Genomic DNA, 17,303 nt, shown 5'->3' on the forward strand with positions numbered 1-17,303 from the left:
AAAAGACTATGGAAGCGAAAGATTACGATTCATTGATTGAAGTTTTCAGAGGAGACCTCTGGGAAGCTGAATTGGTAAAGGGCTTGTTGAAATCAGCCGGCGTGGACGCCATGCTAAAAGACGAAACATTGTCAGCGGTTACTTCTCCTTATGCCAACATGGGAGGACACGTATGCGTTTTGGTTAATAAGGAAGAAGAAGTTTACGCACGAAAAGTAGTAGCAGAACGAAAAGCATGAAACAGTTATTCTTTATCCTGATTGCATTTTTTACCGTAGCCGTTCCGGCAGTCGCACAACAGTTGAAAACCACCCGATGGGATTCGTATGGAGTATCCTTCCAAGCTCCGTCCGACCTGACCGTAGAAGATGATTCCTCCGAAGGCTATACTGCCGGAAATGACACTTACTACCTCACCATCCAGCTGTTAGAGGGAGAAGGCATGAAAAAAGAAGAATTGGGACAAGAACTGAAAGCCATCGCCACAGACGATGAAGTGACCTCACAGAGCGAAGTGCAACCTTTTGAGCTGCCACAGTTCTACGGTGCGCAGCTCAAAGGGAATTGCGAAAACGATAAATGTATCTATTGTTACCTGCTGGCCAAAGACGGAAGCTGCGGCTTCTACATCTCCATTATCTTTAAACAGGCCAACGACAAAGTGCCGGAAACCATCCTGCACAGCTTTCATTTGGACGATTAAACCAATCGTGCCGTATCATTTTGTGAAATAATTTAAAAAGACAACATACCACCTTTGTTTATTTCGTATTTTAGGGCAAAATTTTAGGCATCAAGATATTGACAAAACTTTATTACAAAGAAAAACAAGCATTTTAGAAGAGGTCCTTAAATATGAAATTGACAAAATATGTATATATCCTGCCCCTTACGGCAGCACTTTCTCTGACCGGATTATTACTGTCCGGATTTTCCGCTTCCTGCGCCGGTCCGGAAACCGAACCTTCCCCTACTTACAGTTGCATTGAAGTCCCCAAAAGCATCAGTTTCTGCGGCATCGACATTGACCTGACACGCTACGACCGTCGCGAACGCATGGACCGGGAGCTGATGGCTTTCACTTACATGCACAGCACTTCGCTGCAAATCATCAAGCGGGCCAACCGCTATTTCCCTATCGTTGAATCCATTCTGAAGGAACAAGGAGTTCCTGATGATTTCAAATACCTGATGGTCATTGAAAGCAACGTCAATCCGCTGGCCCGTTCAGGTGCCGGAGCCGCCGGACTGTGGCAATTCATGAGCGGCACCGCCCGCGACTTCGACCTGGAAGTGAACCACCATGTGGACGAACGTTACGACGTGGAAAAATCGACCGTAGCCGCCTGCAAATACCTGAAACAGGCGTACCGCAAGTTCGGCAACTGGGAAACCGTAGCCGCGTCCTACAATGCCGGGCAGGGAAGAATCAGTCAGCAACAGGACAGACAATATGTGGACAATGCCCTCGACCTTTACCTGGTGGAGGAAACCTCACGCTATGTCTACCGCATCCTGGCTGCCAAAATGTTGCTGACCAACCCGAAACAGTTCGGCTTTTATCTACGGTCAAGCGACCTGTATCCCCCTATCCCTTATCGGACCATTAAAGTAACCGAAGACATTGACGACCTGGCCCGCTTTGCCAAGGGACAAGGCATCAACTTCAGCCTGCTGAAAAGTATGAATCCCTGGCTCCGAGGTACGTCCCTTCCCAACCACAACGGAAAGGAATACCTCATCCGTATCCCCGACCAGACCGAAATGCATTATAACCCAAGAGTCACCCTTCCGCATAATCCGGCTTGGGTGGTGGAATAAGCAATCATTATCACTAATATAATTATCCATGAAAAAACAAATCGTGTTAGGAATCTTAGGTGCTTGTGTGCTCTCGGCCAGCGCACAGACGTTTAAAGAATGGCAAGACCCAGAGGTCAATGCCATCAACCGGGCACCGATGCACGCAAACTTTTTTGCGTATGAAAATGCTGAAATGGCTGCCAAAGCAGTCAAGGAAGACTCCAAAAACTTTATGAGCCTGAACGGCACCTGGAAATTCTTCTGGGTACGGAATGCCGACGCCCGTCCTACGGACTTCTGGAAAACCAGCTTCAATGACAAAGGCTGGGACAACCTGCAGGTACCGGGCGTATGGGAAACACAAGGATACGGTGACCCGATTTACGTGAACACCGGCTATCCCTGGCGCAGCCGTTTTGAAAACAATCCTCCCTATGTGCCAACCGAACAAAATCATGTAGGCTCCTACCGCCGGGAAATTATGGTACCGGCCGACTGGAGCGGCAAAGACATCATCGCCCACTTCGGGGCTGTCAGCTCCAACATGTATCTGTGGGTGAACGGCAAGTTCGTAGGCTACAGTGAAGACAGCAAGCTGGAAGCGGAATTCAACCTGACTCCATATCTGAAACCGGGCCAGAAAAACCTGATTGCCTTCCAAGTATTCCGCTGGTGCGACGGTTCTTATCTGGAAGACCAGGATTTCTTCCGCTATACCGGTGTGGCACGTGACTGCTACCTCTATACCCGCAACAAGAAACGCATAGACGACATCCGCGTCACTCCCGACCTGGACAGCGAATACAAGAACGGCTCATTGGCCATTACCCTGAACCTGAAAGGAAGCGGCAATGTCAGTCTGGAACTGCTGGATGCCAAAAACCAGACCGTAGCCTCTACTGAAGTGAAAGGTTCCGGCAAGGTATCGACTACGATGCAGGTGAACAATCCGCAGAAGTGGAGTGCAGAAACGCCTTACCTGTACACCCTGCGTGCTACGCTGAAAGACGGCAGCAAGACCACTGAAGTGGTACCGGTGAAAGTCGGTTTCCGCAAGATTGAGCTCAAGAACGCACAGATTCTGGTCAACGGACAGCCGGTACTCTTCAAAGGAGCCGACCGTCACGAAATGGACCCCGACGGCGGATACGTGGTTTCACGGGCCCGCATGATTCAGGACATCCAGATTATGAAGCAGCTCAACATCAACGCCGTGAGAACCTGCCATTATCCGGACGACAATTTCTGGTACGACCTCTGCGACAAATATGGTATCTATGTAGTAGCCGAAGCCAACGTCGAATCTCACGGAATGGGTTACGGCGACAAGACACTGGCAAAAGAACCGACTTACAAGAAAGCCCACATGGAGCGCAACCAGCGAAACGTACAGCGTGGATTCAACCACCCGAGCATCATCTTCTGGTCATTGGGTAACGAAGCCGGCTACGGTCCGAATTTCGAAGCTGCTTACGACTGGATCAAAGCAGAAGACCCGAGCCGTGCCGTACAGTACGAACAGGCTCGTCTGGAAGGAAAGACGGATATCTACTGCCCGATGTATGCCGACTACAAGTGGTGTGAAGAATATAGCAAAGACGACAAATACCAGAAACCGCTGATTCAGTGTGAATATGCACACGCCATGGGTAACTCCGAAGGCGGCTTCAAGGAATACTGGGATCTGGTCCGCAAATATCCGAAATACCAGGGAGGATTCATCTGGGACTTTGTCGACCAGTCCATCCGCTGGACCGGTAAGAACGGCAAGATGATTTATGCCTATGCCGGCGACTTCAACCGCATGGATGATTCTGAAGACAAGAACTTCTGCGACAACGGCCTCATCAGCCCGGACCGCATACCGAACCCGCACGCTTACGAAGTGCAGTATTTCTACCAGAACATCTGGACCACTGCGGGCGACCTGTCCAAGGGTGAAATTAAGGTGTACAATGAGAACTTCTTCCGCGACCTGTCGGCCTACGCACTGGAATGGGAAGTACTGAAAGACGGAAAAGCTCTCCGCAGCGGACGCATAGATAACTTGAACGTGGCTCCTCAGCAGACTGCCACCCTCAAACTCGACCTGGGCAAGACTTGCCAGTGCGGTGAATGGCTGCTCAACGTGAAATACATCCAGAAGAACCGCGAAGGTTTGCTTCCGGCAGGTTCCGTAGTAGCCAAAGACCAGTTGGTACTCAACCCGTATAAAGCTCCGGCCATGGATTTGAAGAATGTAGCAGAAACTAACCAGCAGGTGGTTGAACCGCAAATCAATCCGAACTATCCGGACTACATTGCCGTAGAAGGCAACGGATTCTATATGGAATTCAGCAAGCGCAACGGTTATCTGGACAGATACGACGTGAACGGAGTAAGCATGCTCAAAGAAGGTGAAGCCCTGACGCCGAACTTCTGGCGTGCCCCGACCGACAACGACTTCGGTGCCGGCCTGCAAAACAAGTATGCCGCATGGAAGAACCCGGGCATCAAGCTGACCGACTTCCAATATAAAGTAGAAAACGGACTGGCTGTCGTTACTTCAACTTACGACCTGAAAGAGGTATCTGCCAAACTGTATCTCACTTACCAGATCAACAACCAGGGCGCTATGAAAGTAACCCAAAAGATGGTAGCCGACAAGAACGCCAAAGTGTCACCGATGTTCCGCTTCGGTATGCAGATGGTCATGCCGAAATCCTTTGAAAAGATTTCCTACTATGGCCGCGGCCCGATAGAAAACTACATCGACCGTAACCACTGCACCGACTTAGGCATCTACAACCAGAACGTAAGCGACCAGTTCTATCCGTACATCCGTCCACAGGAAACCGGTACGAAGACCGACATCCGCTGGTGGAGACAGCTGAACGTAGCCGGCAACGGATTGATGTTCGTGGCTGAAGCACCATTCTCCGCTTCTGCCCTCCACTACACCATCGCTTCACTGGACGACGGTACGGAAAAGAAACAGAGCCACTCCTTCGAAGTAGAAGAAGCCGACCTGACCAACCTGTTGATTGACAAGGCACAGATGGGCTTAGGATGTGTCAACAGCTGGGGTGCCCTGCCGGAAGACAAATACATGCTTCCTTACGGAGACTATGAATTTACCTTCATTATGACTCCGGTAAAGAGCTACATTGCATGTGAATAAGACGGACTGATTTTTCCTTATAAAAGAATCCTATTATCATTTCTGAATGGTGATAGGATTCTTTTTTTATGAACCTCTCAACAAATAAAAGTTAAAGTCGTACACAACTCATCTATTTTGACAAAAAACTGTAATTTTGTGGATAACCTAAAAAATACGCCATGAAAAAACTATTTGCAACCCTTTGTTTCCTTGTGGCCATTGCCTGCCTGCGGCAAAGCACAGGGTATCGGTTCAGCCACTTATGAACCAGAATTTATAGGAGAAACCAACCTGTTGTGCATTTCCGGAACAGACACCCTCGCCCTCCCTCTGGAAAAGAAAAGCGGAAAAATCAAATCCAAGGCTGGCGCTTCTTTGTATCTGACGGGAATAGGTTCCATCAAGACCCGTATCCATGTAGAAGGAAAAACTTCTACCTGCATCGCCAAACCTGGTTGTGAATACAGACTCATCGTCAAAAGCTCCAATAATGACCAAGACCCGAATTCTTTCATTCAGCTGGTCAGATTTGAAATCAAGAAAAATGAAAGGCGCTGCGAAATCGGGCAGGTCAACACATTTAAAGGAAGTTCCGCCGGAACCGAACAACTGGTGGAATACAAAGCCAAACGCTATGGAAAAAGTTCCTATCTGCTGTCTTTCAATCCGACTCCAGGAGAGTACGGCGTTTTTATGTCCAATCCGGATTCCAAAGATGAAAAAAGAATCATCGTCTATTGCTTCACAGTAGAATAAACGATTTTATTGAGATACACTTTTACGCCACAGGAGCCATGTCAGGATGAATAGGCATGGCTCCTGTGGCGTTTTCACAGTCTGCACAGAAACCTGAAAACACCCCAGAAATCAGGCAGAAATTCCTCACCGTTATCTACGTTTCCCTTAAGGAAAACGTACGTTTCTCATGGCGGAAACATACGTTTCGCATGAGGGAAACATACGTTTCTGCACCGAGAAACGTAAAACATAACCCTGGGATTCTGAGAAAACAAAAGGAGAATAATCCATTTACTCCGGAACCTCCTGAAAATGATTCCCAGCTTCCACAAAAAAAACGGTCCATAAAGGATTGCTCCTCCATGAACCATTTTCTTCATTTATACACAATCAGTTGTCAGCTAAATAATCAGTTCTGTTCTTCCATTGATTTGGCGATACCCATTTCCAGTCCTCTCAGTTCGGCCAGTCCTCTCAGACGGCCCAGGCAAGAGTAGCCCGGATTGGTCTTCTTCTTCAAGTCGTCAATCATCTGATGGCCGTGGTCCGGACGCATCGGGATAGAGACTTTACGACGCTGCTGCATGAGCAGGAAGTTCTTCATCACGTGATACATGTCCACATCACCTTCCAGGTGGTTGGCCTCAAAGAAATTGCCTTCTGCGTCACGCTGGGTACTGCGCAAGTGTACGAAATTGATGCGGTCGCCCCAGCGTTCCATCATGCCGGCCAGGTCGTTCTTGGCACTCACACCCAGCGAACCGGTGCAAAGGCACAAGCCGTTGGATTCGTTTGGTACAGCTTCCACCAGCTTGCGGAAATCCTCTTCCGTACTCATGATACGCGGCAAGCCCAAGATTGTCTGTGGTGGGTCGTCCGGATGGATAACCAGTTTCACACCTACCTCATCGGCTACCGGACAAATCTGTTTCAAGAAGAAAATCAAGTTGGAGCGCAGTTTCTCGGCATCGATGTCCTTGTAGCGGTCCAGTTCATGCTGGAACTGTTCCAGCGTAAAGCTCTCTTCCGAACCCGGCAATCCGGCAATCATGTTGCGGGTCAGGCGGTGGATTTCTTCTTCGTCCATCTGTTCGTAGCGAGCCTTGGCCTTGGCTTTTTCTTCCTCGGTATAATCCTTTTCAGCTCCCGGACGTTTCAGAATGAAGAGGTCGAAAGCCACGAAGGCAGCCCGTTCAAAGCGCAAAGCCTTGGAACCGTCGGGCATCGTATAAGCTAAATCCGTACGGGTCCAGTCGAGCACCGGCATGAAGTTATAGGTTACAATGTAGATACCACATTTGGCCAGGTTGCGCAGGCTTTCCTTGTAGTTCTCGATATATTTCATGAAATCGCCCGTCTGCGTCTTGATATGTTCGTGTACCGGCACACTTTCTACCACACTCCACTTCAAGCCGACTTCCTCGATCATCTTCTTGCGTTTCATGATTTCCTCTACCGTCCAGACTTCGCCGTTCGGAATGTGATGCAAGGCATTGACGATACCCGTGGCACCGGCCTGCTTGATGTCCCACAAAGACACCGGATCATTCGGACCATACCAGCGCCAAGTTTGTTCACATAAATACATAACGTTTCTTGTTTTAAGGTTCGTACTCGATTAAATAGAGAAAGCATCAAAGCCACCGTCGATAACGGCTACTGTACCGGTTACGAAGCTGGACGCATCGCTGATGAGGTAATGAATGGTACCATACAAGTCTTCCGGCTCACCGAAACGGCCGAACGGAGTGTGAGCGATAATCTTTCTGGCACGATCTGTCAGTGAACCGTCAGGATTCGTCAACAAAGTACGGTTCTGTTCTGTCAGGAAGAAGCCCGGAGCGATGGCGTTCACACGTAAACCGTCGCCGAACTTGATAGCCAGTTCACCGGCCATGTATTTGGTGAAGTTGGCAATGGCAGCCTTGGCAGCTCCATAACCTACCACACGAGTCAACGGACGGAGGGCAGATTCAGAACAGAAGTTCACGATGGCTCCTTTTTTCTGTTTTACCATGACATCGGCAAAGACCATGGTCGGCAATACCGTACCGAAGAGGTTCAGGTCGACTACCTTCTTGAATGCATCAATCTGCAGGTCGAAGAAAGTCTTGTCCGGAGCGATGGTAGCACCTGCCATGTTTCCACCGGCAGCGTTCAACAACACGTCAATACGGCCATATTTCTCCAGAATATCCTTCTTGTTCTGTTCCAGCACTTCCTTCTGCATGACATCAGTGTACAAGAAAGTAGCTTCGTGACCCTGTGCCACGATTTCAGCGACCAATGCTTTTCCTGCTTCTTCACTACGGTCAAGAATGACCATCTTTGCACCTTGTGCAGCCAAATACTTGGAAATACCTTTTCCCAACACACCGGCTCCCCCGGTCATGACGACAACTTTGCCGTCTACGTTAAATAATTCGTTTGCCATAATAATTAGATTAGCAATAAATTGGATACTTTATTATAAAATTGATAATTCTCTTTCAACAAAATGTCTATCGGCAGCAGGTTCACCACAGGCGGACGTTCGTTGAACAGCTGCAAGCGGCTCAAAGCCTTCACCGCGTTGTAACCCTGCAATTCCGGACGTTGGGCAATCAACGCCTGCACATATCCTTCGTTCAGCAACCGCACGTTGGGCGCAATCAGGTCATAGCCTACCAGGCGGATGTCTTTTCTTTCCTGCTTCTCCAGGTATTCCCCTAAAATGTAGCAGGAAGAATTGAACGTTACCGCCCCACGAATGCCCGGATAATTCCGGAATGCTTCGTCCAGCACCTGCTCGTTGTGCGCCTTATCGCCCACCCACAGCTCTACTTCCACCAGCTGCAAGTTTTCACGTTGCCCGTCCAGGTAGCGGCGGAATCCTAAATAACGCTTCTCTCCTTGCGTGGAAAGTCCGCTTTTTCCGTGTTGAATCCGTGCCACCAGGATGTCGCCCTGAAAGGCCATGGAAGCCAACAGCATCCGGGCCCCAATCTCACCACCGGCCACGGAATCGGTACCGTAATACGCCAGGCGATGCGCCTCTTCGATGTCCGAATCGACATACACATAAGGTATGTCACGCACATCCAGTGAAGCCGACAGCCGAATTACGGCCTCCTTGAACAACGTCCCAATCACCACGCCGTCTATCGCTTCCGGCAGATTCAGCAAACGGGAAGCCGTCTCCTCGAAGCTACCTTCACTATACTGGTCGAAAGTCAGTACCGTGACCTTCACCCCATAGCTTTCCAGTTCCTCTTCCGCCCGGCGGATACCATAGTCCATGGCACTCCAATAATCTCCCGCACGAAAGTTCGGAATCAACGCTACCAGATGACAGGGCTTCTTGACGGCCAGCGAGCGGGCAATCAGATTAGGCTTGTAACCCACCTGCTCCATAATCTCCTTCACCCGGCGGATATTCTCTTCCGAAACCCTCCCCCGGTTGTGAATCACTCGGTCGACCGTACCTACCGACACATTGGCCAGACGCGCAATATCCGTCAGTCGTATGTTCTTGTTCTTCTGCATAGACAGGCTTTTTCCAAAAGTGTGTGCGAACACGCATTAAGTGAAAAAGAAAACGCGTTACCGCGCACACTTTCGATGAAACATTTCTTGATTTCTATGCAAAGAAGGGATTTATTCATGAGAAACACAAACAGATTCAATCTTTTAACAGATTTTTCAGCCAGCGATGTACACTTTTTCGTTCCTTTGCACCATCTACACAAATACAGACGTATGAACCCCAAAAACTACTACACCGAAAGACTGGTTCTGGCAGAAGGCCAGCTACACAAAGTCAAACAACAAATCGCACGCATCAGTACCCTGCGCGTGGCCTTATTCGTAGCCGGACTGGCCGGCATCTATTTTTTCTTCCACCAGCACACCTTGCTGACGGCCAGTATCTGCCTCACCTTTCTGCCGTTTTTCATCCTCGTGAAAGTACACAGCCGGCTCTTCTACCGGAAAAAATGGCTGGAAACCCAGGTACGTGTCCAACAAGAGGAATTGCAAGCCCTCACCGGTGATTACAGCTGTTTCGACGACGGCCAGACTTACGTCCAACCGGAACATCCTTATACCTTCGACCTCGATGTGTTCGGAAAACGCTCGCTGTTTCAGGCAATGAACCGTACCTGTACCTCTTTCGGGAAAGACTGCCTGGCCCAATGGCTGCAACATCACCTCTGTGAACCTTCTGCCATCCGTACCCGCCAGCAAATGGTGCAAGACATGAGCCGTCGTCCGCTGTTCCGGGAACAATTCCGAATCACCGGACTCGTACACCAAGGTACAGCCTCCGACGGAGAAAAGCTGCGTGCCTGGAGCCAAAGTCCGGCACAATACCTGCACAGCACTTGGGTAAAGGCTTTTACGTGGGGAGTCCCTCTCCTCAACGGCCTCCTGTTACTCACGTCCCTCGTGGGATGGACTTCTTTCACCTGGCTGGGACTCTCATTCGGACTCTTCCTGATTCTCAGCTTCGGTATTGTCAAACGGGCCACTTACGTACAGGAAACCTATGGCACGCAACTGAAAAGCCTCCACGGTTATGCACAGCTCATCGCGCTGGCAAAGAAAGAGCAGTGGGAAGCGCCCGGCATGCAACAACTGATGAACCGGTTGGATATGGACGGGACCTCTCCCATCGAAGCCTTGCAACAACTCTCCCGCGAACTCGACCGACTGGACTTGCGCAACAACCAGTTTTTATATGTCCTGTTGGAGGGTAGCATCTTCTTCCAGTTGCAGGAAATTGTCCGCATCGAACGCTGGAAGGCCCGCTACGGACAGCACATCACCGGCTGGCTGGAAACCATCGGGGAACTGGATGCCCTCTGCTCACTGGGCACCTTTGCCTACAATCATCCCGACTACACTTATCCTGAACTGGCAGAGAAACCATTCTGCTTCCTGGCTACCCGGATGGGGCACCCGCTCATGCCGCCTGCCCAATGTGTGAAAAATGACGCCACCCTTCCGTCGCGCCCGTTCTTCCTCATTATTACCGGTGCCAACATGGCCGGAAAGAGTACTTACCTGCGTACCATCGGAATAAACTACCTGCTGGCCTGCATCGGCGCCCCCGTATGCTGTGAAAAGCTGGTCCTCTATCCGCACCAGCTGATGACCAGCCTCCGCACGTCCGACTCGCTGTCCGACAACGAATCGTATTTCTTTGCGGAACTGAAGCGCCTGAAACGCATCATCGACCTGCTGAACCAGGGACAAAGACTCTTCATCATCCTGGACGAGATTCTGAAAGGTACCAATTCCATCGACAAGCAGAAAGGCTCCTTTGAACTGATCCGCCAGTTCATGCGACTGAAGGCCAACGGCATCATCGCCACCCACGACCTCCTGCTGGGCAATCTCATCGAACAGTTCCCCGACGAAATCCGGAATTATTGTTTCGAAGCTGACATCCAAAACAATGAACTGACCTTCTCCTACCAACTGCGGGAAGGTGTGGCACAGAACATGAACGCCTGCTTCCTGATGCGGAAGATGGGTATTACCTTGCCAGAATAGGACAAAAAGAAAACGGCCTTCCAAAAAAGTATATGGCATACTTTTTAGAAGGCCGCTCTTATCAAGAAAAGTGTATTAATCTTCTACTACCTGGAAATCTTCTTTTCCTACTCCACAAACCGGGCAAACCCAGTCTTCTGGAAGATCTTCAAAAGCAGTACCCGGTGCAATACCTCCGTCTGGGTCACCCACTTCCGGATCGTAAACCCAATCACATACTGTGCAAATGTACTTTTTCATAATCAGTCAATTCTTAATTCGTTAGTATTTGTTCTTAGTTTAAAATGATAACAAATATAGAAAGAATTTGTTTACTCTGCTTCATTCAATAACATTTTTTTTAATTCTTCCATTCCTTCGGAAGCTCCCTTGCGGATAACCTGTACCGGACGCCCTGAGGCAATACGCACTTCTTTCGGGTCAATCAGGTAAACCGGTACCCCGTCGCGCACATAATTCAGCAGGCCTGCCGCCGGATATACATTTAGAGAAGTCCCGATAATCACAAAGATATCCGCCTTCTCCACATACTCGATGGCCGTTTCAATCATCGGCACCGCCTCACCGAACCAGACAATGAAGGGACGCAGCTGGGAACCGTCAGCCGCCTTGTCGCCCATCTTCACCTCATACTCTTCCGGACGGAGTTCCTTGATATACCGCGGGTCGTTGGGATGGTAACTGGATGTCACCTTGGTCAGCTCACCGTGCAGATGAATCACCTCATGACTTCCAGCACGCTCATGCAGGTTGTCCACATTCTGCGTGATAATGGTCACATGGAAATCTTTTTCGAGTTCCGCCAGCAATTCGTGCCCGCGGTTCGGTTTCACCTCCAACAACTGTTTGCGTCGTTCGTTATAGAAATTGATGACCAGTTCCGGATTCGCCGCATATCCTTCGGGGGTAGCCACCTGTTCTACCGGATACTGATCCCACAATCCTCCTGCATCGCGGAATGTACTGATACCACTCTCCGCACTCATTCCTGCACCTGTCAATACAACCAGATTTTTCATATTCTTGTCCTCCTTTATGTTAGATACATGATTCGTAATCGCATTCACTCGTCAAAAATAAGAAAATTTATCAATCAAAATTCCTCATATTCACAGAAAAAAGATACCTTTGCTCCCCGTTAATTCACATTTTAATACAAGATTTATTTATGGATAAATTTAGTTACGCCATTGGTCTGGGGATTGGCCAAAACCTGTTCAGCATGGGCGCTCGCTCTATCAATGTAAATGACTTTGCACAGGCTATCAAAGACGTATTGGAAGGAAATCAGACTGCTATTTCTCATACAGAGGCACGTGAAATCGTAAACAAGTTCTTCATGGAACTGGAAGAGAAAACCAACGCAGAAAATATAGCAAAAGGAAAAGCATTCCTGGAAGAAAACAAAAAGAACCCGAAAGTAGTAACCTTGCCCAGCGGATTGCAGTACGAAGTAATCAAGGAAGGCAACGGCAAGAAACCGAAAGCTACCGACCGCGTACGTTGCCACTACGAAGGTACGCTGATTGACGGAACGCTGTTCGACAGCTCCATCAAGCGTGGCGAACCGGCTGTATTTGGTGTAAACCAGGTTATCAAAGGTTGGGTAGAAGCTCTTCAGCTGATGTCGGAAGGTGCCAAATGGAAACTCTACATCCCGTCGGAACTGGCCTACGGTGCACAGGGAGCCGGTGAAATGATTCCGCCTCACAGCACACTGATTTTTGAAGTAGAATTAATTGAAGTATTATAAATAAGAAGCAAATGAAAAAAGGTACATTTTTTATGATGCTTGCCGCTGCAGCCAGCCTGGCATCATGTACAGCACAAGGCCCGAAAGCCAACTTGAAAAGCGACGTAGATTCTTTGTCTTATATGATGGGTGTAACTAACACTCAGGGTTTGATGGAATATGTACAAGGTCGTCTGGGCGTAGATTCAGCTTATGTAGCCGACTTCATCAAAGGTCTGGAACAGGGCTGCAAGGAAACTGATGCCAAACAAAAAGCTTATCTGGCAGGTATGCAGATTGGCCAGCAGATCAGCGGTGACATGTTCGACTACAACAACCGTCAGATTTTCGGTCAGGACTCTACACAGACTTTGAGTAAAGAAAACTTCTTGGCTGGATTCATCGCTACTGTAAAGAAACAAGGTTTGGTTTCAGTAGACTCTGCAGCAGTTTACGTACGTTCAAAAGCTGAATTGATCAAATCAAAAGCTTTGGAAGCCAAATATGCAGACTACAAGAAACAAAACGAAGAATTCCTGGCTAAGAACAAAACAAAAGAAGGCGTTCAGACTACAGCCAGCGGATTGCAATATAAAATCATCACCAAAGGTACAGGTGCCATTCCGGCCGATACTTCACGCGTAAAAGTGAACTATAAAGGTACCATGATTGATGGTACGGAATTTGACAGCTCTAAAGAGCCTATCACATTGGCTGTCAGCCGTGTGATTCCGGGATGGACAGAAGCCCTGAAGATGATGCCGGTAGGTTCTAAATGGGAATTGTACATTCCGCAGGAACTGGGATACGGTGCACAGGAAGCTGGCAAAATCAAACCGTTCTCTACCCTGATTTTTGAAGTAGAATTGGTAGATATCGAGAAATAACCTTTTCCCGACTCTCTTTCAAAATAAAAATCCCCGACACCTTCCGTTGGAAAGTGCCGGGGATTTTTTATATCTTTTCTTATTCTCTTTCCCTACAAGGAATATTATTTTCCCTTATCCTAATTCGTCCAAAAAAAGCAAAAAAGAAAATATAAACTTATTATTTATACAATAAATATCTATTCCAAAAACAATAATACTAATTTTTTTATAGTAACAATATTAATATATTAAATATTTGTCTATATTTGCAGCTGTTTAAATAAACCTTTAAGCTATTCGTTATGACAAAACATTTCAAGTCTGTGGGCGCCATGCTATTTGTCATGAGTGTAGCTTCCGGATTAGGAAGTACTACACTGGCTGCAGAAGCGACCCACTTGCAAGTTACTCAACAAACTTCAGTTTGTAAAGGTGTAGTAAAAGATGCTACAGGCGAACCTGTAATCGGTGCCTCCGTAATGGTAAAAGGTACTACTAATGGAGTCATCACAAATTTGGATGGAGAATTCTCTTTAAACAATGTAGCCAAAGGAGCTACCATTGTCATCTCTTACATTGGATATGCCACACAAACCATTCAATGGGATGGACAGCCTATTACTGTAACCCTGAAAGAAGATACAGAAGTATTGGACGAAGTGGTAGTAGTAGGTTATGGCACACAGAAGAAAGTCAATCTGACCGGATCGGTTGCCTCTGTTAGTACCGATGAAATCAAAGACCGTGTGCAAAGCAACGTATTGTCGGCCGTACAGGGTACAGTACCTGGTGTTACCGTCATCTCACGCCCGGGTTCAAGCCCAAGCATCAACTTCCGCGGACGCGGTAACTTGGGAACCTCAGAGCCATTGTATGTAATCGACGGAGCTATTGCCGATGCTACGTTCTTCTCCAACCTCGATCCGAACAGCATCGAATCCATCTCATTCTTAAAAGATGCCGCTTCCTCTTCCATTTACGGTTCACGTGCCGCATACGGTGTGGTACTGGTAACAACCAAGCAGGGAAAGAAAGAGAAAATGAATGTATCCTATAGCGGACTGGTCGGTATGAAAATGCCTACCTACCTGCCAGACGTATTGGACTCTTGGGACTACGCTACCTTGCTGAACGAATCCCGATATAATGCCAATCCAGAAGGAGGAAAGAACCAAGCTTACAGCGATGAGGAAATTCAATGGTTCAGAGATGGAAGCAAACCAGACTACTACCCCAATACCAATTGGGCAGATTTAGTGCTGGACAAACAGATTCTCACGACTCAGCACTCACTGAATTTCAGTGGAGGTAGCGATAAGGTACGTTTCTTCAGCAGTGTAGGCTATTTGTATAATGATGACTTCATGCCAGGTGTCAGCAGCGACCGCTATAACCTGGATTTGAATGTACAGGCCGACATCACAAAATGGTTGACCTTGAAAAGCGGAATCAAATACATCCGTAATTCGTCGGACACTAAACATGGTACTGCTTCTATCGGTAACTTCGTCATGGTACCTTCTATCATGGTGGCCCAGCAGTCCAACGGAGAATGGGGAAGCATTGCAGGAGGAAAAGATGCGACCCAGTCGTTCATGAACGGCAACCCACTCCGTGCATTAAGCTACAAGAACTGGGGAAAAAGCACAACTGAAAACTCCATGTATGATGTAGGATTCGACATAAAGCCCATCAAAAACCTGGTTATATCCGGACAATTGGACTACAGACGCTATGAATACAAAACTAAAAATTACACAGCTAATCATCCGGCCATCAACCAATTTGAAACGGGCAATCCGATTCCAGGAACAGAAAGCAGTAGCCCGAACTCCATGGCAATGCACTGGATTAGCAACAGTACCCTGCTAACCACTCTGACTGCTAAATATGACATGAATTTTGGGAAACACGCCATCGACTTGCTGGCTGGTACTTCTTATGAACATTATCAATATGAACGTCTCTATAGCAAACGTACCGATTTTGCCAGCGACGGTTTACAGGACATCGAACAAGGAAACGAAGTATCCAAAGAAGTACCAAGCGGAAATTCCATTGTAGAAAGTAAAATGTTATCTTACTTTGGCCGTTTAAACTATTCATACAATGACCGCTACCTTCTGGAAGTGAATGTACGTGCCGATGGTTCTTCTCGTTTCTATAAAGACAACCGTTGGGGCGTATTCCCTTCTGTATCTGCCGGCTGGCGTATCAGCGAGGAATCATTCATGAAACCGGTAAAGTGGATCAACAACATGAAACTTCGTGCTTCTTATGGTACATTGGGAAACATCAACAATGTGGGATATTACGATTATTTCCAGTTGCTTTCAAGTGGAGCTAATTACAACTTCAGCGACACAGCCGTAAAAGGGGTACTGGAAGCACAAATTCCGAACACCTCACTGGGATGGGAAACTGTTGCACTGGCCGATGTCGGTTTTGACCTGGACATCTTGAACAATAAATTAAGCTTATCAGCCGACTATTATATCAAGAACACCAGCGATATCCTCTTAGGATATAATGTAGCCCGTGAAACAGGTATCTGGTCCAGCCCAAGTATGAATCTGGCCAAGGTACGCAACAAAGGTTTTGAATTGGCCGTCACTCACCGAAACCAGATTGGAGACTTCTCTTATTCTATCAGTGCCAACATTGCCACCAACAACAATAAGATTACTAACCTGGCAGGTTCTGACAATATGATTCAAAATGGCGGTGACAATATACGCTACATTTTGAAGGAAGGTGAATCCATCGGTTCATTCTACGGATTGAAAACAGACGGACTGTACACACAGGAAGAAATCGATGCCGGACGTTACTACGTATACGGTCGCCATCCTCAAGCAGGTGACCTGAAATACGTGCCTCAACGTGAAGGTGTGAAATACTATTGCGATCTCAAAGAAGGAGAAGATGAAGTAGATGCCTCCATCACTGATGATGACCGTACTATCATTGGAAAAGATGTACCCGACTTCACGTATGGTATTAATATCAGCCTGCAATGGAAAAACTGGGAACTGAGTGCCTTTGGACAAGGCGTGTCAGGAACCAGCGTAGCCTTTGAGTCAGAACAGGTGTTTGCCTTTATGTTGAACTCCAACCCGAGAAAATATCACCTGCAACGCTGGACAGAAGAAAATCCGAACTCACATGCACCGGTTCCACGCCTGTATGGAGGAACTTCAATGGATGAATACAACAAGCACTTCTCAGACAACCAACTGTTTGATTCTGATTACTTCCGTATCAAGACATTGTCCTTGGGGTATATGATTCCTCGCAACGTAACAGCCAAATGGGGTATTTCTTCCCTTAAGCTGTTCCTTACAGGAGAAAACCTGTTTACCATGCGTGCAGATAAAATCATGAAGGACTTTGATCCTGAATCATCTACCGGTCGTGGTATCTCTGCTTTAGGTTCAAAATCTATCGCCTTTGGTGTAAATCTGTCATTCTAAAAACTCACAAC

Annotated in this window: 14 protein-coding genes; 9 read left to right on the top strand and 5 right to left on the bottom strand. The window is 47.7% G+C overall.

The genetic code is table 11. The features are described 5' to 3' along the window. Positions 1-8 precede the first annotated feature (8 nt). The 5 genes from RDP42_RS00440 to RDP42_RS00460 all read left to right on the top strand — a co-directional run bounded on the left by RDP42_RS00440 (position 9) and on the right by RDP42_RS00460 (position 5,701). Positions 9-239, top strand: coding sequence for a DUF2007-related protein (locus tag RDP42_RS00440; RefSeq protein WP_177866431.1), 231 nt, complete (start codon positions 9-11; stop codon positions 237-239). Further along, positions 236-703: a hypothetical protein gene (locus RDP42_RS00445; RefSeq protein ID WP_308762085.1), complete on the top strand. Its 468-nt coding sequence runs from the start codon at positions 236-238 to the stop codon at positions 701-703. The genes RDP42_RS00440 and RDP42_RS00445 overlap by 4 nt, the downstream gene beginning before the upstream one ends. Before the next feature lie 152 nt (positions 704-855). Beyond that, complete coding sequence (locus RDP42_RS00450) at positions 856-1,821, top strand: lytic transglycosylase domain-containing protein (RefSeq protein ID WP_308762086.1); 966 nt, start codon at positions 856-858, stop codon at positions 1,819-1,821. Between the two features lie 28 nt (positions 1,822-1,849). Beyond that, entirely contained in the window at positions 1,850-4,963 is a 3,114-nt protein-coding gene (locus RDP42_RS00455; RefSeq protein WP_308762087.1) for a glycoside hydrolase family 2 TIM barrel-domain containing protein, read from the top strand. A 174-nt stretch (positions 4,964-5,137) separates the two neighbouring features. Beyond that, entirely contained in the window at positions 5,138-5,701 is a 564-nt protein-coding gene (locus RDP42_RS00460) for a hypothetical protein (protein ID WP_308762088.1), read from the top strand. A 391-nt stretch (positions 5,702-6,092) separates the two neighbouring features. On the opposite strand, the gene uxuA is transcribed toward RDP42_RS00460, so the two are convergent. From uxuA to RDP42_RS00475, 3 genes are read right to left on the bottom strand one after another with little or no spacing between them, the layout of a single operon-like run. Then, entirely contained in the window at positions 6,093-7,271 is a 1,179-nt protein-coding gene (gene uxuA / locus RDP42_RS00465) for a mannonate dehydratase (protein WP_204474428.1), read from the bottom strand. Between the two features lie 30 nt (positions 7,272-7,301). Continuing rightward, positions 7,302-8,117 carry an SDR family oxidoreductase gene (locus RDP42_RS00470; protein WP_308762089.1) on the bottom strand — a complete coding sequence of 272 codons (816 nt, stop codon included), beginning with the start codon at positions 8,115-8,117 and terminating at the stop codon, positions 7,302-7,304. A 5-nt stretch (positions 8,118-8,122) separates the two neighbouring features. Then, positions 8,123-9,208, bottom strand: a complete 1,086-nt coding sequence (locus RDP42_RS00475; protein ID WP_308762090.1) for a LacI family DNA-binding transcriptional regulator — start codon at positions 9,206-9,208, stop codon at positions 8,123-8,125. Between the two features lie 213 nt (positions 9,209-9,421). On the opposite strand from RDP42_RS00475, the gene RDP42_RS00480 reads away from it, so the two are divergent. Then, positions 9,422-11,218 carry a hypothetical protein gene (locus RDP42_RS00480; protein WP_308762091.1) on the top strand — a complete coding sequence of 599 codons (1,797 nt, stop codon included), beginning with the start codon at positions 9,422-9,424 and terminating at the stop codon, positions 11,216-11,218. Between the two features lie 75 nt (positions 11,219-11,293). Here RDP42_RS00480 and rd read toward each other — a convergent pair whose 3' ends face one another. Then, positions 11,294-11,458, bottom strand: a complete 165-nt coding sequence (rd, locus tag RDP42_RS00485; RefSeq protein ID WP_022353352.1) for a rubredoxin — start codon at positions 11,456-11,458, stop codon at positions 11,294-11,296. A gap of 71 nt (positions 11,459-11,529) precedes the next feature. Continuing rightward, positions 11,530-12,237, bottom strand: a complete 708-nt coding sequence (locus RDP42_RS00490; protein WP_204474435.1) for an NAD-dependent deacylase — start codon at positions 12,235-12,237, stop codon at positions 11,530-11,532. 149 nt (positions 12,238-12,386) lie between these two features. Between RDP42_RS00490 and RDP42_RS00495 the strand changes: the two genes are divergently transcribed. The 3 genes from RDP42_RS00495 (at position 12,387) to RDP42_RS00505 (ending at position 17,292) form a co-directional block, all read left to right on the top strand. Then, positions 12,387-12,971, top strand: a complete 585-nt coding sequence (locus RDP42_RS00495) for an FKBP-type peptidyl-prolyl cis-trans isomerase (RefSeq protein ID WP_204474437.1) — start codon at positions 12,387-12,389, stop codon at positions 12,969-12,971. An 11-nt stretch (positions 12,972-12,982) separates the two neighbouring features. Beyond that, entirely contained in the window at positions 12,983-13,837 is an 855-nt protein-coding gene (locus RDP42_RS00500) for an FKBP-type peptidyl-prolyl cis-trans isomerase (protein ID WP_308762092.1), read from the top strand. Between the two features lie 284 nt (positions 13,838-14,121). Continuing rightward, complete coding sequence (locus tag RDP42_RS00505) at positions 14,122-17,292, top strand: SusC/RagA family TonB-linked outer membrane protein (RefSeq protein WP_374046880.1); 3,171 nt, start codon at positions 14,122-14,124, stop codon at positions 17,290-17,292. Positions 17,293-17,303: the final 11 nt, after the last annotated feature.

This window comes from uncultured Bacteroides sp. (genome assembly GCF_902472605.1).
Taxonomy (GTDB): domain Bacteria; phylum Bacteroidota; class Bacteroidia; order Bacteroidales; family Bacteroidaceae; genus Phocaeicola.